General features: G+C 72.2%; 16 protein-coding genes. 9 read left to right on the top strand and 7 right to left on the bottom strand.

Going from position 1 to position 20,280, the window contains the following annotated elements; genetic code table 11:
* The first annotated feature begins 172 nt into the window (after positions 1-172).
* Together ACZ4NB_RS06720 and recQ are read left to right on the top strand one after the other, a co-directional pair.
* Positions 173-1,372 carry a PucR family transcriptional regulator gene (locus ACZ4NB_RS06720; protein ID WP_467658808.1) on the top strand — a complete coding sequence of 400 codons (1,200 nt, stop codon included), beginning with the start codon at positions 173-175 and terminating at the stop codon, positions 1,370-1,372.
* 138 nt (positions 1,373-1,510) lie between these two features.
* Complete coding sequence (gene recQ, locus ACZ4NB_RS06715; RefSeq protein WP_467658806.1) at positions 1,511-3,547, top strand: DNA helicase RecQ; 2,037 nt, start codon at positions 1,511-1,513, stop codon at positions 3,545-3,547.
* 73 nt (positions 3,548-3,620) lie between these two features.
* Here the strand turns inward: recQ and ACZ4NB_RS06710 are convergent, their stop codons facing one another.
* Together ACZ4NB_RS06710 and ACZ4NB_RS06705 are read right to left on the bottom strand one after the other, a co-directional pair.
* Entirely contained in the window at positions 3,621-4,895 is a 1,275-nt protein-coding gene (locus ACZ4NB_RS06710; RefSeq protein ID WP_467658804.1) for a sensor histidine kinase, read from the bottom strand.
* A complete protein-coding gene (locus ACZ4NB_RS06705) occupies positions 4,892-5,482 on the bottom strand; it encodes a hypothetical protein (protein WP_467658802.1) in 591 nt (196 codons plus the stop codon). The genes ACZ4NB_RS06710 and ACZ4NB_RS06705 overlap by 4 nt, the downstream gene beginning before the upstream one ends.
* 565 nt (positions 5,483-6,047) lie before the next feature.
* On the opposite strand from ACZ4NB_RS06705, the gene ACZ4NB_RS06700 reads away from it, so the two are divergent.
* The gene (locus ACZ4NB_RS06700; protein WP_467658800.1) at positions 6,048-6,332 is read left to right on the top strand and encodes a hypothetical protein; all 285 of its coding nucleotides are present in this window, start codon (positions 6,048-6,050) and stop codon (positions 6,330-6,332) included.
* 30 nt (positions 6,333-6,362) lie between these two features.
* Here ACZ4NB_RS06700 and ACZ4NB_RS06695 read toward each other — a convergent pair whose 3' ends face one another.
* Positions 6,363-7,193: an isocitrate lyase/PEP mutase family protein gene (locus ACZ4NB_RS06695; RefSeq protein ID WP_467658798.1), complete on the bottom strand. Its 831-nt coding sequence runs from the start codon at positions 7,191-7,193 to the stop codon at positions 6,363-6,365.
* Between the two features lie 63 nt (positions 7,194-7,256).
* Here ACZ4NB_RS06695 and ACZ4NB_RS06690 point away from each other — a divergent pair, with 63 nt between their 5' ends.
* A complete protein-coding gene (locus tag ACZ4NB_RS06690) occupies positions 7,257-7,976 on the top strand; it encodes an ArsR/SmtB family transcription factor (protein ID WP_467658796.1) in 720 nt (239 codons plus the stop codon).
* 52 nt (positions 7,977-8,028) lie between these two features.
* On the opposite strand, the gene ACZ4NB_RS06685 is transcribed toward ACZ4NB_RS06690, so the two are convergent.
* Together ACZ4NB_RS06685 and ACZ4NB_RS06680 are read right to left on the bottom strand one after the other, a co-directional pair.
* Entirely contained in the window at positions 8,029-9,528 is a 1,500-nt protein-coding gene (locus ACZ4NB_RS06685; RefSeq protein WP_467658794.1) for a glycosyltransferase family 39 protein, read from the bottom strand.
* Between the two features lie 193 nt (positions 9,529-9,721).
* Positions 9,722-12,688 carry a D-alanyl-D-alanine carboxypeptidase family protein gene (locus ACZ4NB_RS06680; protein ID WP_467658792.1) on the bottom strand — a complete coding sequence of 989 codons (2,967 nt, stop codon included), beginning with the start codon at positions 12,686-12,688 and terminating at the stop codon, positions 9,722-9,724.
* A gap of 239 nt (positions 12,689-12,927) precedes the next feature.
* Here ACZ4NB_RS06680 and ACZ4NB_RS06675 point away from each other — a divergent pair, with 239 nt between their 5' ends.
* The 3 genes from ACZ4NB_RS06675 (at position 12,928) to ACZ4NB_RS06665 (ending at position 15,414) form a co-directional block, all read left to right on the top strand.
* Positions 12,928-13,695, top strand: coding sequence for a GOLPH3/VPS74 family protein (locus tag ACZ4NB_RS06675; protein ID WP_467658790.1), 768 nt, complete (start codon positions 12,928-12,930; stop codon positions 13,693-13,695).
* A gap of 375 nt (positions 13,696-14,070) precedes the next feature.
* The gene (locus tag ACZ4NB_RS06670) at positions 14,071-14,937 is read left to right on the top strand and encodes a helix-turn-helix domain-containing protein (protein ID WP_467658788.1); all 867 of its coding nucleotides are present in this window, start codon (positions 14,071-14,073) and stop codon (positions 14,935-14,937) included.
* A gap of 267 nt (positions 14,938-15,204) precedes the next feature.
* On the top strand, positions 15,205-15,414 hold the full coding sequence (locus ACZ4NB_RS06665) for a DUF397 domain-containing protein (RefSeq protein WP_467659175.1): 210 nt from the start codon (positions 15,205-15,207) through the stop codon (positions 15,412-15,414).
* A 109-nt stretch (positions 15,415-15,523) separates the two neighbouring features.
* On the opposite strand, the gene ACZ4NB_RS06660 is transcribed toward ACZ4NB_RS06665, so the two are convergent.
* A complete protein-coding gene (locus tag ACZ4NB_RS06660; protein WP_467658787.1) occupies positions 15,524-16,450 on the bottom strand; it encodes a hypothetical protein in 927 nt (308 codons plus the stop codon).
* Between the two features lie 206 nt (positions 16,451-16,656).
* Between ACZ4NB_RS06660 and ACZ4NB_RS06655 the strand changes: the two genes are divergently transcribed.
* Both ACZ4NB_RS06655 and ACZ4NB_RS06650 read left to right on the top strand, forming a co-directional pair.
* A complete protein-coding gene (locus ACZ4NB_RS06655; RefSeq protein WP_467658785.1) occupies positions 16,657-17,880 on the top strand; it encodes an aminotransferase-like domain-containing protein in 1,224 nt (407 codons plus the stop codon).
* Positions 17,881-18,076: 196 nt separating this feature from the next.
* Entirely contained in the window at positions 18,077-18,862 is a 786-nt protein-coding gene (locus ACZ4NB_RS06650) for an SDR family oxidoreductase (RefSeq protein WP_467659173.1), read from the top strand.
* A 207-nt stretch (positions 18,863-19,069) separates the two neighbouring features.
* Here the strand turns inward: ACZ4NB_RS06650 and ACZ4NB_RS06645 are convergent, their stop codons facing one another.
* Complete coding sequence (locus ACZ4NB_RS06645; protein ID WP_467658783.1) at positions 19,070-20,191, bottom strand: ADP-ribosylglycohydrolase family protein; 1,122 nt, start codon at positions 20,189-20,191, stop codon at positions 19,070-19,072.
* Positions 20,192-20,280: the final 89 nt, after the last annotated feature.

Raw genomic sequence — 20,280 nt, 5'->3', positions numbered from 1 at the left:
TGAGAAGGCAGCAAGACGGAAGCCGGGTCTGATACCGGCCGGTAACGTCTCCGACATCGTCGCGGCCGCCCGCCGCACGGGCCATGTGCCGGCGCACAGCAGCACCACCCTCCCCCTTGTCCCCGGGCACAACCCCGTTCATCGGCGGGCCGGTCTTTGTAATCTGCGGTTCATGTCCCGTGTACCGGTCCCGCCCGCCGAAATCGCCCCCATAGCGGCCTCGTTACTGGGCCGCGCACCGGAACTGAGCGTGCGGATGGCCCGCCGTATCCGCGCCGAGGTGACGTACTACAGCAGTGAGGAGCGGGTGTCCTTCGAGGAGTTGAGGGCGTCCTGCCTCGGCAACGCCGAGCTGGTCTTCCAGAGCCTCATCGGCGGCTGCGACACCTCCGGCATGACCACCGCGCAGGACACCGGCCGCGAACGGGCCCGCCAGGGAGAGCCGTTGGCCGAGATGCTGCACGCCTACCGGGTCGGGTCGGAGTTCCTGTGGTCCGAGCTGGCCGACGAGGCCCGCTCCGCCGAGGGCGTCACCACCGACACGATCGTGTCCCTGGCCGCGTGGTGGGTGAACGAGGGCCTCGCGGCGGCGGCCAGCGACGCCTACCGGGAGGAGGCGTCCGAGCTGGTGCTCCAGCGGGAGCGCGAACGCTCCGCCCTGGTCGAGGCGCTGTTCACCGGGATGCTCACCGACCGCACGACCCTGTGGGAGACCGCGGACGTGCTCGGCCTGCCGGCCGGCGGCCCGTACCTCGTGGTGGCGGCCGAGGTGCCCGCCCCGGGCCGGGAGGCGGTCCCCGGGATCGAGGCGCACCTCCTGGCCGAGCAGTTGCGGTCGGCCTGGCGTCTGCTGCCCGACCTCCAGGTCGGTGTGATCGCCGTGCACCATCCGGGGGCCGAGGAGGCCGCCCTGCGGGTGCTGGGGCGGTCCGCGGCCTCCCGGGTGGGCGTCAGCCCCGCGTACCGCGACCTGCGGGAGACCCCCAGAGCGCTGCGGCTGGCGCGGCTGGCGCTGGCGGGCGGCCGACGGCGGCCGACGGGCATCGTGCGGTTCGACGACAGCCCGGCCGCCCTGCTCGTCGCCGCGGCCCCGGAGGAGGCCGGGCGGATCGCGCGGGCGGTCTTCAAGGACGTACTGGAGCTTCCGGCCGTCGAGCGGGACCGCCTGCTGCAGACCCTGGAGTGCTGGTTCGCCGCCGCCGGCTCGACGGCCGGCGCGGCGGAGCTGCTGTACTGCCACCGCAACACCGTGCGCTACCGGCTGCACAGGCTGGAGGAGCTGACCGGGCGCTCCCTGAAGGATCCCCGTGCGAGCGCCGACCTCGCCGTGGCGCTGCACGCGCTGCCGCTGCTGTCCTTCGAGCGGGACTGAGGAGCGGGACTGAGGAGCGGCCGAGGCGGGCCGGGGCGCGGCCGCGCGCCCACCGGACCGGCGCGGACCGGCGCCGTCCATGACAGGAGTTATCCACAGGCCCGGCGGCGGGGCCGCGGAACCTCGTAGGCTTCTGGAATGGCTCTGGCGGACGTGGAAGTGGTCGTGGACATGGATGTGGAAGGCGCTTCGGAGGCGAACGAGGCGGTGCAGGTGCTGCGCCGGGTGTTCGGGTATGAGGCGTTCCGCGGCAGCCAGCAGGAGATCATCGACCACGTCATAGGGGGCGGGGACGCCGTCGTCCTGATGCCGACCGGTGGCGGCAAATCGCTCTGCTATCAGATTCCCTCGCTGGTCAGAGGCGGTGTGGGGGTCGTGATCTCCCCGCTGATCGCCTTGATGCAGGACCAGGTCGACGCCTTGCGGGCGCTCGGTGTGCGGGCCGGGTTCCTCAATTCGACACAGGATCTGGAGGAGCGGCGGCTCGTCGAGGCCGAGTTCCTGGCCGGGGAGCTGGATCTGCTGTATCTGGCGCCGGAGCGGTTGCGGGTGGAGCAGACCCTGAGCCTGCTCGACCGGGGGAAGATCTCGCTGTTCGCGATCGACGAGGCACACTGCGTCGCGCAGTGGGGCCACGACTTCCGGCCGGACTATCTGGCGCTGTCGATGCTGCACGAGCGCTGGCCCGAGGTGCCGCGGATCGCGCTGACCGCCACCGCGACCGAGGCCACCCACACCGAGATCACGTCACGGCTGCGGATGGCGGACGCCCGGCACTTCGTGGCGAGCTTCGACCGGCCGAACATCCAGTACCGGATCGCGCCGAAGAGCGAGCCGAAGAAGCAGCTGCTGGAGCTGCTGCGGACCGAGCACCCGGGCGATGCGGGGATCGTGTACTGCCTGTCGCGTGCGTCGGTGGAGAAGACCGCGCAGTTCCTGGTGGACAACGGCATCGACGCGGTGCCGTATCACGCCGGGCTCGACGCCCGTGTGCGCGCCGCGAACCAAGCCCGCTTCCTGCGGGAGGACGGACTGGTCGTGGTGGCCACGATCGCGTTCGGGATGGGGATCGACAAGCCGGATGTGCGGTTCGTGGCGCATCTGGACCTGCCGAAGTCGGTGGAGGGCTACTACCAGGAGACCGGCCGCGCCGGGCGGGACGGCCAGCCGTCGACGGCCTGGCTGGCCTATGGGCTGCAGGACGTGGTGCAGCAGCGGAAGCTGATCGACGGATCGGAGGGGGACGAGGCGCACCGCCGGCGGCTGTCGGCCCACCTCGACGCGATGCTGGCGCTGTGCGAGGCCGTGGAGTGCCGGCGGGTGCGGCTGCTGGCCTACTTCGGACAGCAGAGCACCGCCTGCGGCAACTGCGACACCTGCCTGGCCCCGCCGCAGACCTGGGACGGCACGGTCCCCGCACAGAAGCTGCTGTCGACGGTCGTCCGACTCCAGCGGGAGCGCGGGCAGAAGTTCGGGGCGGGGCAGATCATCGACATCCTGATGGGCCGCAAGACCGCCAAGGTCATTCAGTTCGACCATGACGCGCTGAGCGTCTTCGGGATCGGGGCCGATCTCCGCGAGGCCGAATGGCGGGGTGTCGTACGGCAGTTGCTGGCACAGGGCCTGCTCGCCGTCGAGGGCGACTACGGCACGCTGGTGCTCACGGACACCAGCGGCGAGGTGCTGCGCAGTGAGCGTGAGGTGGCGATGCGCCGGGAGCCGGAGAAGGCCGCGCGGGCGGCCAAGGCCAAGGCGAAGGCCAAGCGGGCGCCGGTGGACCTGCCGCCGGAGGCGCTGCCGCTCTTCGAGGCGCTGCGCGGCTGGCGGGGCCGTACGGCCAAGGAGCAGGGCGTACCCGCGTATGTGATCTTCCACGATGCGACGCTCCGGGAGATCGCCACCGCCCGGCCCACGACGGCCGCCGAGCTGGGCACGGTCAACGGGGTCGGCGAGAACAAGCTCGCGAAGTACGGCCAGCAGATCCTGGACGTGCTGGCGGGGCGGGACGGCGACGGCGCGGACGCGGCAGGAGCGGGCGAAGCAGGGGGAGGCCGGGCGGACTCCGCGACGGTCGCGGCGGGCGCCGCGCCGGCCCGGGGCGGCCTTACGGCGACAGAACCGGAGCCGGAGGAGGACGAGGCGCTGCCCGAGCCGCCGGACGACATCGACTGGTAGGCGGGCCGGCGGACGCGCGGGGGCCGTGCCGGACGCCGCGGGCCCAGCCCTGACCCGGCGGACAGCCCCTGGGTCAGGGGGCGCCCGAAGCGCCCTGCGGCAGTCGCAGGACGGCCCGGGCGCCGCCGTCCGGGGCATTGGAGAACCGCAGCTCGATGCCGAGGACGGCGGCCTGGCCGACGGCGATGGTCAGGCCCAGGCCGTGGCCCTTGCCGCGCCCGGGTGCGTCGGTGCGGAAGCGCTGCGGCCCCTCGTGCAGCAGCTCGACCGGGTAGCCCGGCCCGTGGTCGCGCACCTCGATGGTCGGCGGGCCGTCGGGCGGGGCGTCGACGGTGACGAGGACCGGGGGCCGGCCGTGCCGGTGTGCGTTGAGGACGAGGTTGGCGACGATGCGGTCGAGGCGGCGCCGGTCGGTGTCGACGACCGTGTCCGAGCGGATCCGCATCTCGGAGTCGAGGCCGGTGGCGCGCACCGAGCGCTCGACCAGCGGGCCCAGCTCGTAGGCGGCGAGGTCGGCGTGCTCGGTGCCGGAGTCCAGCCGGGAGATCTCCAGCAGGTCCTCGGTGAGGCGGTGCAGCGCCCGCAGCCGGTCGTTGATCATCTCCTTGGGGCGGCCCTCCGGGAGCAGCTCGGCCGAGGCGAGGATGCCCGTGAGGGGCGTCCGCAGTTCATGGGCGACATCGGCGGTGAAGCGCTGCTCGGCCCGCAGCCGGCTCTGCAGCGAACCGGCCACCGAGTCCAGGGCCGCCGCCACCGCCGCCACCTCGTCCTGCCCCGCGGGGCCGCCGACGGCCCCCTGACCCGCACCGCTGCCGACCCGGGCGTCCAGGTCGCCGGCCGTGATCCGGCGCGCCACCGCCGCCGTGGTGGTCAGCCGTCGGCTGATGCGGTGGGCGAGGAAGAGCCCGGCCAGGGCCACGACCGTGGCGGCGAGCACGGCCGAGCCGAGGATGGCGGTGTCCAGGGTCTCCAGCGAGCTGCGGGTGGTCCCGTACGGCGACCAGACGGCCATGACCTGGCTGTCGGCGGGCGCCGCCGCCCACATGACGGGGTGGCCCCGGTACGTGCCGACCATGCTGCCGCGGTTGCCGGAGCGCACCAACTCCCTCAGTTCGTCGGGCAGTTCCGTGGGGTCGAGGAGGGAGTTGATGCCCTCGTGCGAGGTGCCGTACTCGAAGGCGTCCAGGGCGGTGTCGAGGTTGGCGCGGGTCTCCTTGCGCAGCTGGCCGACGGTCTGGCGGGCCACCGCGTTGTGCACCAGGACGCCGAGGGCCGCGGCGACCGCGCAGCTCACCGCCATCACGGTCAGCGCGATCTTCCAGCGGAGGGAGACCGCCGGGCGCCTCACGGGCTGCCGCCGCCGGTGTGCGCGGTCGGCGGCTTGCGGGACTCGTCCAGGGTGAGGTCCCACAGGGACATCGAGTCGCCGTCCCAGACGACGTCGGTGACGGAGACATAGCGCGGGTCCTTGGTGGGCTCGCGGATGGTGAGGTGACCGGCCGCCAGCTCCACCCCGGCGAGCACCGCGGGCAGCGCCAGGATCCGGGTCACCACCCCGTTCCGGGCGCTGTAGACCCGCAGCTCGCTGTTGCGGGCGTCGCGGTCGATCACCGTGATCAGGTCCGGTCTGCCGTCGTGCGTGACGTCGTAGAACCGAGGGCTGCGTACGGTCTTCGGGGCAGGCGGACGCCGGCCCTCCGCGGTGAGGTCCGCGTCGAGGACGGCCAGTGCGTCCGCGTCCGCCATGCTGCCGCTGGGGATGCGCGGGACACCGGGTACCGGCTTGACCGCCGCGGGGTTGTCCTCCCGGGCGAGCGGGGCGGGCGTGTACTGCGGCCACAGCGCGAGCGGGGCCCTGACGTCTCTGGCCCGCCCGTCGTTGCGCAGACCCTCCAGGCCGGCGCATCCGCCGAGGAGAGGCAGGAGGGGAAGCACGGCCAGCGCGGCGAGCGCGACGCGAGCGGCGCGCGGGCCCCGGCCGGTCAGCGGCGCACGGGGGCGCCACCACCGCCGGCACCGCAGGCGGCATCGCCCCCGCCACCCGCGGCATCGCCACCGCCGCATGGCATCGCCACCGCCTCCCTGGACTCCGTACGCGCGCGACCACCGCACCCGCGAACACCGTGAACGGGAATCAACTGACCCAGCGACACCAAGCTAACCAAGGTGGCCGGAGGGGGAATCTTCAGCGCGGCCATTCCGACGGCGCCGCGCTGCCCCTGCCGACGCCGATGCCCCTGCCGATGCCGCTGCCGCTGCCGCTGCCGCTGCGAATGCCGATACCCTCGTGCGGCGCGACGCGCGACGGCAGAAGACGCCTTGGCGGCCTTTGCCGCCTTTGACCGGGCCGCACCGGACGCCCCGTCACACGACCGATCCCAGAGATCCCGCTGACTGTTACACAACGTATGGATCGCCGTTAAGGACGCTCCGTAACGTGCTGTCTCGTTACCGCGCCCCTACGGCGGCCCGAGCCGAGCCGCCCCGACGAGGAGTACCCATGCGGGCCCAGTGCCGCACCGTGATCCGTACCGCCACCGTCGCGACCGGCGCGCTGGCGGTCCTGCTGCTTCCCGCGGGCGCCGCCTCCGCCGCCGATTCCACCGCGCCCACGGAGAGCCGCACGTCGATCATGCTGCCCGACAACGGTCTGGCCGGGCTGGCCGAGAGGGCCGGCCACCTGCCCAAGGCGGGGCTGCTGGGCGGCGCGGGCGCACTGGGCGTGGCCTGTACGGTCGTCGCCGTGCACCGCCGCCGCCACGGGGCCCGCAGCCCGCAGGGCTGAGCTGCCGGGCCCGGCGCTCCCCGCCGGCCGCTACTCCCCCAGCAACCGCTGCATCTCCTGATACCCCAGTACCGCACCAGCCCCTCCCGTCACATCCGGCAGCTCCCGTCCCGTACGGATCGCATCCGCCGTTCCGAGGGCGGCCGACAGGGCCGTACGGAAGAGCAGTGAGCCGGTGCTGATGCGGCGCACACCGAGTTCCGCCAGTCGGCTGACGGTGTGCCGTCCGGGCGCGAAGAGGATGTTCAGCGGTGCGGGAACCTCGCTGACCAGCGCCGATACATCGTCGTCGGCAACCACGCCCGGTACGAAGATGCCGTCCGCGCCCGCCGCCAGGTAGCTCTCGGCGCGCGCGAGCGTCGCCGACAGCGGCGGCGGAGCGGCCACCAGCCAGTGGGTGTCGATCCGGGCGTTGAGGAACAGCCCCGGCGCGCGCTCCTTCGCCGCGGCAATCAACTCGGCCTGCCGGACCGGATCCTGTAGCCCCGCGCCACCGGGCAGCCCGTCCTCCAGATTGAGCCCCGCGGCCCCGGCATCCGCCAAATCACCGGCCAGTTCGGCGACTTGGGACGGGTCGCCGCCGAAGCCGCCCTCGATGTCGACGGTGTACGGACAGGCCAGCCGGCCGTTGAGGCGCACCGCCAGGGCCAGCGTCGCATCCCGGACCTCGGCGAGGGCGCGCCCGTCCGGGTAGCCGTGGGCCGCGGCGACCCCCAGGCTCGTCGTGCCGATCGCCGCATACCCGGCCCCGGCAAGCGCGACGGCCGAGGCGACATCCCAGGCGTTGGGCAGCAGCAGCGGCTGGTCGGCGTGGTGCAGCGCGTGGAAATGGAAGGTGGCGTACTCCGGAGAGGCACTCATACGGGCACCGTAGGCATGACTTCCTTCGGTAGGCACCGAAGACTCGCGGCGGACAATCGAGTCATGACCACTCCGGCGTACAGCATCGAGCTCGCGCGGCTGGCCGCGCTGCTCGCGGACCGCACCCGTGCCTCCTTCTGCCTGGCGCTGCTGGACGGCCGCGCCTGGACGGCCGGTGAGCTGGCGGCATATGCGCAGGTCGCGCCCTCGACGGCGAGCGAGCATCTGACCCGGCTGACCGAGGGCGGGCTGCTCGTCGAGCGGCGCCAGGGCCGCCACCGCTACGTCCAGCTGGCCGGCCCGCACGTCGCCGAGCTGCTGGAGTCGCTGACCGCGCAGCTCGACCGGCCGGTGGAGAAGCCGCGCGGGCTGCGCGCGGTGAACGCCTCCGCGGCGCTCGCCCGGGGCCGTACCTGCTACGACCACCTGGCCGGCCGGCTCGGCGTGACCATCACCGACGCGATGACCAGGCGCGGCCTGCTCGACCAGGACGGCGGCTTCGCGCTCACCGACACCGGCCGGGCCTGGCTCTCCGACGAGCTGGGCATCGCCCCCACCGCACTGCGCACCGGCCGCCGCCCGCAGGCCCGCGGCTGCCTCGACTGGACCGAGCGCCGCCCCCATCTCGCGGGCACGGCCGGCGCCCGCCTCTGCGACCGCCTCCTGGACCGCCACTGGGTCCGCCGCGTCGGCAGCGGCCGGGCGGTCCGCCTCACCCACGACGGGGCGACGGCGCTGAAGGAACTGCTGGGGATCGACGGGGTGGGGGCGGATCTGCTGTGACGGGCGGGCTAGGTGTATTGATCACGAGCGTTGTTAACAGCGCCGTTCCGCCTCAGCACCCTCCCGCGCCCGCGCCGCCCCCGTCGCCCGCGCCGCCCACTCGCGCGTAGAGCGCCATCCGGGCCCCCCGCACCTCCGTGACCTCGCACTCCACGAACGACGAGCGCAGCGTGGCCCGCTTGGCGATCTCCTGATCGCTGTCGTCCGACAGCTGCCCGGCCGGGTCCCCGGCGACCACGATGCGGCGGCTGACCAGTATCCGCTCGCGGATCGCGTCGCCGGACAGCTCCGTCCCGTAGAGGGTGTGGGACGCCGAGGGGCGAGTGGCCAGCGCGAGGTCGGTCAGACCTCGGAAGTCCTGCGGCCGGGTCGCCATCCAGATGCGGCGCCGCGACGGCATGAAGAGCAGGCCGTCGCCCGGCTCGGCGATCTCCCGTACCGCGCGGGCGATCGCGCTGACGTCGTCGACCCGACTGCCGGGGCTGCGCAGATGGACATCGACGGGGAGCAGCGCGGCCAGCACCGCGGCCGGCACCAGCATCCGGCGCAGCCGACGCGGCCGGGTCTGGCCCGACTCACCCGCGGGGCGGAGGAGCCGAGCCAGCGCGGCGCCGGCGAGCAGCGCGAATCCGACGACGTAGTAGAGGACGTAGCGGTCGACATAGGCCGGTTCGACGTGCGACAGCAGGAGCAGCAGGAGGGTGGGGAGGAGCAGCAGCGGGACGCCCAGGGCGCGCAGGCCGATGGGGCCGCGGGAGCGCACCCGGACCCGGGCGCAGGCCAGGCCGAGGACCGCGAGCACCGCGAAGGTCAGCAGCTGCAGGGGGTCCGGCCACATGAGCCAGCCGATCTGCGCGGACTGGCGGGTGCTGAAGACCGCGAGCGGCGCCAGACCGGCGAGGACGGTGACGGCGGACAGGGCCCAGGCGCGCAGCACGCGGCGCGGCAGGCGCGCCAGGATCACCGCGGCGCCGTGTGCGGGCAGCGCCAGGCACGCGAACTCATGCAGCAGGCAGGCGAACAGCATCAGCGCCGGGTACCCGAGCCACAGCCTTCGGTGCGGCCGGGCGGCGCCTCGGACCAGCAGAATCGTGGCCCAGACGACCAGGGCGCAGACCGTCGCGTAGGAGCGCCCTTCCTGTGCGTACTGCTGCACGACCGGGACCAGCGCGAAGGTGAGGCCCGCGAGCAGACCCGCCCGCCGCCCGACCAGCCGCTGGCCCAGCAGGGCGACGCCCGCCGCGGCGGCGGTCATCGCGACCGCGGACGGCAGCCGCAGGCCGACCGCGGCGCCGAGGGCGTCGCCGAGGGTGGCGTCGTAGAGGCGGAACCAGCCGTGCATCAGCGCGTAGTACAGGCCGTGCACGACGTCGACGTGCTGGAGCGTGCGGCACAGGTCGGCCAGGGCGCGGTGCGCCATGTCGTAGGTGACCGCCTCGTCCCGCCAGACGGCGTCCTGCCGGCGGATCCCCCACGCCCCCAGGAGCAGTATCAGCCCGGAGGGCGTCAGCACCACCGCGCCCCGGGCCCACCGCGCGCGGCGGAGGGTCATGGCGGGGGCGCACGCCTCCGGCGCCTGCGGCTGCTGTGGCGCCGCCTGCTCTGTCTGCGCTACGTCGATGACGGGCTCCGGTGACGGGCTCCGGCGACGGAGAAGACCGGGGGAACGGAGGAGAAGCGCAGGGTGCCGGGGCTCCGGCCGGCACGGCGGCATTGACGCCCGCCGGCCCGGAGCCCCGGCCCGCTCACCCGAGCCGGGTCAGCTTCGCCCCGAAGGACGGCTCGACGAGGTCCTTCTGGAGGGCCACCGGCACCTTCTGGGCCCGCTGGCCGCTGCCGACGGTCAGCACACCGACGGTGGTCCCGGCCTTCGCCTCGTGCCGGACGGTCTTGCCGCCGTCGCCGATGCTCAGCTTCAGCTTCTGGCCGGAGACCCCGACCGCCTTCAGGTCCTTGGTGGCGACGACCGGCGTCAGCCCGCCCAGGCCGTCGTCGACATAGCCGACGACCTGCCCCTTCTTCACCGCCGTGGCCGAGGTCAGCGCCTCACGGACGGCCGCGATGACCTTCTGGCTGTTGTTCTTGACCATGGTGAGGCTGTTGCTCGCGTTGGGGTCCAGGCCCTTGAAGTGCTGGCCCAGCATCGTGCCCAGTATCAGGCGGTCCTTGCCGTCCACCGTCTTGTAGGCCGCCCAGGACAGCGTGCCGCCGGCCGCGGTGCTGGAGCCGGTCTTGATGCCCTTGATGCTCAGTCCCGGTTCCAGCAGCAGGTTGTCGTTGTTGTTGTTGATCCGCCCCGGCAGGCCCGGGATCTCCGCGTTGGTCATGGCGACGATCGGCCGGAAGGCGTCGAACTTCATGACCGCCTCGGCCAGCTTGAGCTGGTCGACGGCGGTGCTCACGGTCTTGGGGTCCAGACCGCTGGGGTCGGTGTAGGTGGTGTCCTTCATGCCCAGGTCCTTGGCGGCCTCGTTCATCTTCTTGACGAACGCGCCCTCGTTGGCGGACTGGGTGTCCCAACGGGCCAGCAGCCGGGCGATGTTGTTGCCGGACGGGATCATCAGCATCTTCAGCATGTCCTGCTGGCTGAACTTCTGCCCCGCCTTGAGCCCCACGATCCGGGACTCGTCCGTGGAGCCGCCCTCGGTCACCGCCTTGTCGTCGACCTCGATCTGCGGGCCCTTCTCGTCCTTCTTGAGCGGGTGCTCCTTGAGGATGACGTAGGCCGTCATGATCTTGGCGACGCTCGCGGTCGGCACCGGCTTCTGCTCGCCGAACGTCCCCAGGTCGCCGGAGCCCACGACCTTGACCGCCGCCTGCCCGCTCTCGGGCCACGGGATGGAGAGCTTGCCGCCCTCGAAGGTGAACGAGGACTTGGCGTCGCCGAGGACGACCGTCGGGTTGGGCAGCGGGCGCACCGCCTGGACGATCACGAAGATGATCGCCAGCAGCACCGCCAGCGGGGTCCAGATCTTGAACCTGCGGACGACCGTGCGCAGCGTGGTCTCGGGCGGCGGCGGGGTGTTGGTGAGCTTCGCCAGGAGGTCGAGCGGCGGCAGGGGCTCCTGCTTGGTCCGCTCCGACTCGGGCAGCGCGGCGGGACCGGCCTCGGACGCGGCACCCGTAGAGGCGGGCGGCATCGCGCCGGGCCGGCCGGCGGGCCGGGGGGACGCGGTCGGCTTCGCGGGGGCGGCGGACGGCAGGGCGCCCGAGCCCTTGTCGGCGGCCACACCGTCGGACGCCTCGTCCGAGGGCTTGGCGGACGGCTTTGCGCCCGGCTTTGCGCCCGGCTTTGCGGACGGCTTTGCGGTCGGCGATGCCGTCGGCTTTTCCGCAAGCTTCTCCGCGGCCTGCTCCGCCGCCTTGTCGGGCGTACGGGTGGTGGGCGTCTTGGGCGCCGTCTTGCCCAGCGACTTGCCCGCCGTGCCGTCGTCCGCCGACTTCAGCGCGACGAACTGGCTGGTCCGCTCGGCGTCACGCTCGGGGGTGCCCTTGGTCTCGGCCTTGGCGCCGCCCTTGGTCTTGGCCTCGGCCTTGGCCTCGGCGCCGCTCTTGGCTTCGGCCGACGCTTCCTTGCCCTTGCCCTTGGGGTCCGCCTTGGTGTCGGGCTTGGACTTGGTGTCGGGTTCAGCCTCGGGCTTCGACTTGGCCGCGGGCTCGTCCTTACCGGACGGCGGGATCTTGAAGACGGCGGTCGCCTGGTCGACGGGCTCGGCCGCCGCACCCTTCCCCTTTACCTTCGCGACAGCAAACACTCGGGTCGCGTCATCCACCGCCGACTCGTCGGCTTCGGCGTCGGCCTGGGCCTCGTCGGGCTTGCCCTTCTGCGGCCCGACGGTCTTGAAGACGGCGGTCGGCTGATCGACAACCTTGGGCTTGGACTCGGCCGTGGGCTTGGACTCGGCCTTGGGCTCGGCCTTGGGCTCGGCCTTGGGCTCAGCCTTCGCCTGGGACTCGGCCTTGGACTTGGACTCGGACTTGGACTCAGCCTTCGCCGCGGCCTCAGCCTCGACCTTCGGCTCTGCCTCGACCTCCCCCGCGACCTCGGCCTTCCCGTCGATCTTGGACTTCCCGTCGGCCTTCGGCTTCTCGTCGGCCTTGCCCGGAGCGTCCGCCCGCTTCTCCGCCTTCGACGCCTGCTCCGGCTTCGCCCCCGACTTCGGCTCCGACTTCGGCTCCGACTTCGCGGAAGCGTCGTCAGCTACCTCGTCGGCCGCGTCATCGGCAGCGGCATCGGCATCGCCATCCGCACCGCCCTCGTCGCCCTTCTCCGCGACCCAGGCGGCCACAGCGGCCCGCAGACGGTCGTCGCCACCCTCGGCGCCCTCACCGTCCCCAGCGGCCTCCTCAGACGCCTCAGACGCCTCCGCCTCAGCCTCTGCCGAGGACCCAGTCGAGGGCTCCGCCGAGGACTCATCCGCGTCCGCGGCCCCGGCCTTCACCCCGGACTGCGCATCGGCCTTCGCCCCGGACTTCCCGCCGGACTCGGCCCCGGACTTCCCGCCGGACTTTCCCTCGGACTTCCCGCCGGACTTTCCCTCGGACTTCTCCCCGGACTCGGACGTCCGCTTCGCGCCCGACGCGGCGCCCGATTCCTTCGCCGGCTCGTCCGGCTCCCCTCGGAAAACGGACAGGCGCGGATCGCGTTCGCTCCGCGCCGTCTTCCCCGACGACTGCTTCTTGTCCGACTTGTCGGGGGACTCGCCCGCCACCGATGTCTCCTTCATACGTCGCACTGCTGCCTGGCCAAGTGTTCCCAAGTGTCCTGTGTCCGCGCGGCGCCACCTCGCCGCCACGCGAACCGGTACCCGCTGCACCCCACGGATAGCTGTCGCCGACGTGCAAGACGAGAACGACATACCTACCGGTTCCCTACCGAACCCCCCACGCACTCTCGACAGATGAATGTGAGAGGGGTCACCCTGTCATTCATCCACGCGGGGAGGCATGGATGGGCAGGAGCCGCAGAACAATTCCGGAGGAGCTTCTGCTGCTCGCTTTGGACCCGACGACGGGTACCACAGCGCAGCCGCAGTCGCTCGACCTCGGCCTGGCCGGGGCCCAGCTAGTAGAGCTGGCTCTGGCAGGACGGATAGCCCCAGACGGGGATCGTATCGCCGTGGTGATGGCACGGCCGACAGGAGATCCGACTCTGGACTCCGCGCTCGAACTGCTGCGCCGACGCGGCAGTCCGGTGCGCGCGGTCCACTGGATCGGCGGGCCCCGACTGGGGCTGCGCCAGACCTACCTCACGCATCTCGAACGGTGCGGCATGGTCCATGCCGTGGCGGGACAGATGTGCGGGGTACTGCCGACGACGCGCTACCAGGCGACGGAGACGGCCATCAGCCGGGAAATCAGGGCCCGGCTGGACAACGCGATCCGCACCGGCGTACCCCCGGACCCGCGGACCGCGGCACTCGCCGCGCTGGCCCATGCGGTCGGACTCGGCAAGCACCTCTACCCGGGCAACGAGGGGCGGTCATCGCGCTCCCGTCTCCGGGATCTGATCCGCCACGACCCGATGGGCGGGCTGGTCGCACACGCCGTCATGGACGTACAGAACGGCGTCGCGGCGCAGCCCCGGCGGTCGCAGGCCGCCGCCGGCGCGGGAGCCGTACGGCAACCCGCGTCCCGTGCCACGGCCGACGCGGCCGGCGCGCCGGGCCAGTCACGGCACGGCGGCCACAGCAGGATGGCCCGCGTGGGCGCCCGCTGACGCCGTAGCAGCGCCGCACGACGTGCCGCCCGACCCGGCACGCGTCGTGCGACGCCCCGCACCACCGCCGTACGCCGCACGACACGCCGTACGGCGCTCGCAACACGCCGGGACGCGACACGCGCACCACGGCGCGATGCGGCGCGCACCCGCACCGCTCGCAGCACCACCCGCACCACCGTCCCCACCATCCCGTTCGGGAGCCGCAGCAAGGAGCGCGGGGTGGCGGGCCGGCCGTTCTGGACGACGGTCTGCCCGCCACCCCGCGCACATGCTCGCTCGCCTTCTGTGTGCGTTTCACTGCGCGGTGTGACCTCGGAGTGGCAGTCTGCTGAACAGAAACGACAGCAGTACGGAGCCGGAGGTGCACTTCCCGTGGCGTCCATTGTCAATCCCACCGTCAGGCGGCGCCGGTTGGGCCAGGAGCTGCGTAGGCTCCGCGAGCTCAAGGGCATGACGGCGGAAGAAGTGGCCGAGCGGCTGCTGGTATCCCAATCGAAGATCAGCAGACTGGAGAACGGCCGCCGCAGCATCAGCCAGCGCGACGTCCGCGATCTGTGCGGGGTCTACGAGGTCGAGGACCACCGGATAGTCGATTCGCTGATGCAGATGGCGAAGGACTCCCGTCAGCAGGGCTGGTGGCACGCCTTCGGCGACATCCCGTACAGCGTCTACATCGGGCTGGAGACCGAGGCGGCCTCGCTGCGGATCTACGAGTCGCTGCTGGTGCCCGGCCTGCTGCAGACCCCCGGATACGCCGAGGCGGTCATCCCCGGCACGGTCCCCGAGCTGGCGCCGGACCACCTGGAGAAGCGGATCCAGGTACGGATGCGACGCCAGGAGCGGGTCAACGACCCCGAGCGCCCACTGCGGTTGTGGGTGGTGCTGGACGAGAGCGCGCTGCGGCGCGTGGTCGGCAGCCATCTGATCATGCGCGAGCAACTCGACCATCTCGTCGAGATGAGCAATTTGCCGCATGTGACGATTCAGATCCTTCCCTACGACACCGGCGCGCATGCCGGAATGTCGGGAACGTTCTCGATCCTGGAATTCGACGACGCCTCGGATTCCAGCGTGGTGTACATCGAGGGGGTCACCAGCGACCTCTATCTGGAGAAAACCAACGATGTGCACAAATACACGATCATGTATGAGCACCTGCGCGCACAGGCACTGAGCGCGGAACAGAGCCGGGAGTTCATCGCCGCCGCGGCGAAATCCCATGCGGACGCGGTGGGGTGAGCCCCGGCAACGGCAGATGGTGAACTCCGGCCACGGAAGGAAATGGGCTCCGAGCGCGAAAGAGGGCTGACGCCGAACAGGGAAGAAATAGGGCGGAATGCGAGATTCCGGAAACCGGGTTCGCACGGTACACCCGCCGACTCTTCCATGAAAAGAGATCAAGGAATATGCCATTCGGACGAGTGAACGGCCTCTGCGGCTCGTGATGTTGGCGCGTAGCGTCATCACTACCGAATCCGCGGTAACTCAGAGTGACCTGGAGTGAACATGGCCGTGCAGCCGAATTCCGCATTCTCCTGGACCAAGTCCTCGTACTCCGGTGGCAATGGCGCCTGCGTGGAGATCGCCGTCCCCACCAGCGCAGCCATCGCGGTGCGCGACTCCAAGGACCCCGAGGGCCCGCGCCTCACGTTCGACAACTCGTCCTGGAGCCGCTTCGTGTCGGACGTCGCCGGCGGCGCGTTCGACGTGGCGTGACCTGAACTCTCACGGTTCGCGCACCGCAGACAGAGCCCTCTCGACTGGATCGCCGTCCCGGCCGAGGGGGCTCGGCCATGCCCGGATGCCCACGCCCTGTGAGCAAACCTCAGCGCAATTCAGCCACGTACCGGTCCGTGCCGGGCACGGTCGGCAGGAACGGCGCCACCAGCTCCACCCGCGCCAGCCCGGACTCCGCGACCTCCTCCCCCAGCCCGGCGAAGTGCGCGGACCAGCACTCGCGCGGGTCCTGCTGGAGGAACCACAGCAGCGTCAGCCGGGTGTCGACGCCCTCGACCTGCTTCACATAGGTCATCCGGTCCCCCGGTAGCGGCGTGGGCCTGAAGACCGTGACCATCGCCGCCGGCGAACCCGCCAGCCGCCGCGGCAGATGCCGGGCGCGCAGCCACTCCAGCAGTGCGGCCCGCCCCTCCGGACCGTCCGCGTCGATCACCTCCAGCACCAGCCCCGCATACGGGTGGTCCAGCGCATGGAAGTCCCGGGGCCCCGCCGCCCCGTCGCGGTAGACCGTCGCCACATGGTCCTGGAAGGCCGTGAAGACATGCGTACGGTCCTGATAGACCCGACCGTCCCGGTTGAGGCGCTTGTTGATGCCGACGGTCCACTTCATGTGCTCGTCGTAGCGGCCTTCGGTCAGCCAGTAGGTGGAGAGGTAGCAGCCGGCCGTGACCGGCCGGGCGACGGCGGACTCCTCCGGGTAGCGCAGCAACTGCAGCTCGCGGGTGGCGACCCAGCGGCGGCCCGCGAACATCCAGGGCATCGCCATCGCACCGGCGATGTAGTGGTCGTCCTCGTACCAGCGGTTGTAGGCGTACTCGTGGCCCGGATGCGGTTCGACCATGGTGATCAGCGCATGGCCGGGGCGCACCCCGTAGGGGCCGACGGCGGCCAGCTCGGCGTAGGCGGCGGCGCCTCGGGGGTCCACGGCGGCCGCGGCATCCGGGGACACCTTGCCGTGTGCGGACGCGCTTGCGGTCGTGTCTGCGGTCGTGTCTCCAGTCGCGTCTGTGGTCATGACAGACAGGTGTAGCTGACGCACCATCAGAAGGGGAGGGGTGCGCCGCGTACAGCAGGGGCGGGTGCACCGCGTACAGCAGGGGCGGGTGCACCGCGCGCGTTCACCATGCGGGCATCCCTGCACATCGCGTCCCGCCGCGCCTAGGATGCCTGCCATCTGCAGCTAACGATGGTTCATCGCAGATCCGAGCGATGGGAGCCGCTATGCCGGACGTGATCCTTGCCGACGCCCGCACGCCCGTCCCCGAGTTGGCCGCGCGTGCGGCGCGTACCGGCAGCTCGCCGGTACGCGACATCCTGGCGCTCACCGCCCGGCCCGAGGTCATCTCGTTCGCCGGCGGGCTGCCCGCGCCCGAGCTGTTCGACGCTGCCGGGATAGCCGACGCCTTCCGCAAGGTACTGACCGAACAGCCGCAGCGGGCGCTGCAGTACTCCACCAGCGAGGGCGATCCGGTGCTGCGCGCGGCCGTCGCGGCCCGCTACACCGCACGCGGGCTGCCCACCGACGCCGCCGACCTGCTGGTGACCACCGGCTCCCAGCAGGGCCTGTCGCTGCTGGCCACCACCTTGCTGGAGCCCGGTGACGTGGTGCTGGTCGAGGACCCCTGCTACCTCGCGGCGCTGCAGATCTTCTCGCTCGCCGGCGCGCGGGTGGTGCCGGTGCCCACCGACGACGACGGACTGGACCCGGCCGCGCTCGACGAGATCGCCGCCCGCGAACGGCCCAAGCTGCTCTACGTCATCCCCACCTTCCAGAACCCGACCGGCCGCACCCTGCCCGCCGAGCGACGGGCCGCGGTCGCCGAGGTCGCCGCCCGCCGCGGCTTGTGGATCGCCGAGGACGACCCGTACGGGGAGCTGCGCTTCGAGGGCGAGCCGATGCCGTGGGTGGCGTCGTTCCCCGGGGCCGAGGACCGTACGGCACTTCTGGGGTCGTTCTCCAAGGTGATGGCACCCGGACTGCGGCTGGGCACGCTGCGGCTGCCGGCCGGGCTGCGACGCGCCTGCGTCATCGCCAAGCAGGCCGCCGATCTGCACACCTCGACCGTCGATCAGGCGGCCGCGGCACGGTACTTGGCGGACGCGGACCTGGACGCCCATCTGGCGCGGGTGCGCGGCGCCTACCGAGAGCGGCGGGACGCGCTGGTCGACGGGCTGGCCGCGGCGCTCCCCGAGGGTTCGCGGTGGAATCGCCCCGCGGGCGGCATGTTCGTCTGGGCGACGCTGTGTGAGGGCTACGACGCCACGGCCCTGCTGCCCGAGGTCGTACGGCATGACGTCGCCTATGTCCCCGGGGCGCCGTTCTTCGCGGGTACCCCGGACGCCACGGCCGTCCGGCTGTCGTTCGTGACGCACTCCCCGGAGGAGATCCGCGAGGGCCTGGGCCGACTGCGGGCGGCACTGGAGGGCGCACACCGGGACGGGTGAGCCCGGCGGCGGCCAGGGCCCGGTAGTGGGTCGACCCCGGTAGTGGGCGGATCCCGGTAGCCAGTAGATCGCGGTGGCGGGCGGATCCTGGTAGTGGGCGGATCCCGGTGAGCGCGCGCTATGGCCTTTCCGGGCCTCCACCCCTACTCTGACGCACCGTCAGATGCGCGCTGGGTGGCCCGGCCGGGAGGCGGACATGCTGCTGCGGAACAAGACCGTCATCGTCTCGGGCGTCGGGGCCGGACTCGGCCATCAGGTCGCGGCGGCCTGTGTGCGCGACGGCGCCTCGGTCGTGCTGGGAGCCCGTACGGAGGCCAATCTCGCCAAGTCGGCTGCGCAGATCGATCCTTCGGGCGAGCGCACGGCCTGGCAGGCGACCGATATCGGCGACGAGGCCCAGTGCGAGGCGCTGGCCGCGCTCGCCGTGGAGCGGTTCGGTGGCATCGACGCGGTGATCCATGTCGCCGCGCTGGACTCGCTCTTCGGCGGCCTGCGCGAGGCCGACTTCGACTCCTGGCGCGGCGTCGTGGACGTCAACCTCTTCGGCACGCTGCGGATGACCCGGGCCTGTCTGCCGTCGCTCACCGCGCGCGGCGGCGGTTCGGTGGTGATGATCGGCACCCAGTCGTCGGTCGCCGCGCCTTCGCAGGTGCAGCAGGCGGCGTATGCGGCGTCCAAGGGCGGGCTGGTCTCGGCGATGTACTCGCTGGCGCGCGAGCTGGGCCCGGACCGGATTCGGGTCAACACCGTGCAGCCTGGCTGGATGTGGGGCCCGCCCGTCGAGGCGTACGTACGGTTCCAGGCGCACAGCGAAGGCGTGCCGGAGTCCGAGGTGCTCGCCCGGCTCGCCGAGCGGATGGCGCTGCCCGAGCTGGCGACGGACGCGGACGTGGCGGAGACCGCGGTCTTCCTGGCCTCCGACCGGGCGCGCGCCATCACGGGCCAGTCGCTGCTGGTCAATGCGGGGGAATTGATGCGGTAGCCGACCGGGCCGGTCCGGTCCGGCCTGCCCCGCTTTCGCGCCTGTACGCCCCTTGCTTCCCGCCTCATCCCTCTCCGGGAACGATGACGATGCCGATGCCGATGCCGACGCCGGACGGGGGCGGGCCGCCCTTGCCGGGCCCGGGCCCTGGGCGTATGCGGGCCAGCTTCCTCAGGCTCGCGGGTAACGGCGTACGACCCGGCTGCTTCAGGCTCGCGGGTAACGGGCGAGCCACCCCGGCGACGAACCGGCCGGGCCGTGCAGCGCGGCGCCCTGCGTCATCTCCATGGAGAAGTCGTCGGCCAGCTGCAGGATCGTGTCCCGGCCCTCCAGCTCGACCAGCCACACCGGCGGCAGCGCCGTCTCACCGTGCAGTGTGCCCAGCAGATTCCCGCAGATGGCGCCGGTGGAATCACTGTCGCCGCTGTGGTTGACGGCGAGCAGCAGACCGTGCCGGATGTCCTCGGCGACCAGTGCGCAGTACACGGCGATGGACAGCGCCTCCTCGGCCGTCCAGCCTTCGCCCAGCGACTCCACCCGGGCGGGAGTCGGCATGCCCTGCCGTACGGCGCCGAGCGCGAGCTTGAGGGCGTCGGTGGTCTCCTCGTGGTCGGGGCGGGTGGCAAGGTGCGCCAGGGCCTTCTGCACGGCGCTGTCGAGGTCCTCACCGCGGGCCAGCGAGTGGCTGATGACCGCGAGCGCACCGGCCGCCAGATAGCCGGTGGGGTGGCCGTGCGTCTGCGCCGCGCACTCGACGGCGAGCTGGAAGACCAGCTGCGGCTCCCAGCCGACCAGCAGCCCGAACGGCGCGGAGCGCATCACCGCGCCGCAGCCCTTCGAGTCGGGGTTCTTGGGCTTTTCGAGCGTGCCCATCACCTCGTCGCCGAGCCCGGACAGGCAGGCCCTCCCGGGGGCGCGGCGGGAGTACAGCCACTCCTCGCGGGCGAGCCAGCCGTCGTCCGTCCTGCGCTCGTCCGGGCCCCAGTCGTGCTGGGTGGCGGCCCAGCGCAGGTAGGCGCGGTGCACGTCGGTGGGCGGGTGCCAGGCTCCGGTGTCACGTCGCACCTGCGCGCGTATCAGCCCGTCGACTGTGAAGAGGGTCATCTGCGTGTCGTCGGTGACCGCGCCGCGCCGTCCGAAGGCGGGCACAAGATCCGTCACGCCCTCCTGGCCGTGCGCCTCCCGTATCGCGTCGAGCGACTCGAATTCGATCCCGGCACCGAGGGCATCGCCTATGGCACCGCCGAGCAGACAGCCGCGTACCCGGCTGCGGAAGTCCTGCTGTTCCGCGCGCCCCCAGATAGCGCCGCCGCCTCCCGCTGCGCTCATGCCGACACCTCGCTCCGCTCGGCCTCGCATTCGCGCGGCGCGCACGTCTGAATGGCACGCTCGCTCCGCTCGCTCACTGCAGCCCTCCC

The organism is Streptomyces sp. NPDC026575 (genome assembly GCF_055567415.1).
This window is presented reverse-complemented; position numbering and strand designations above follow the sequence as displayed.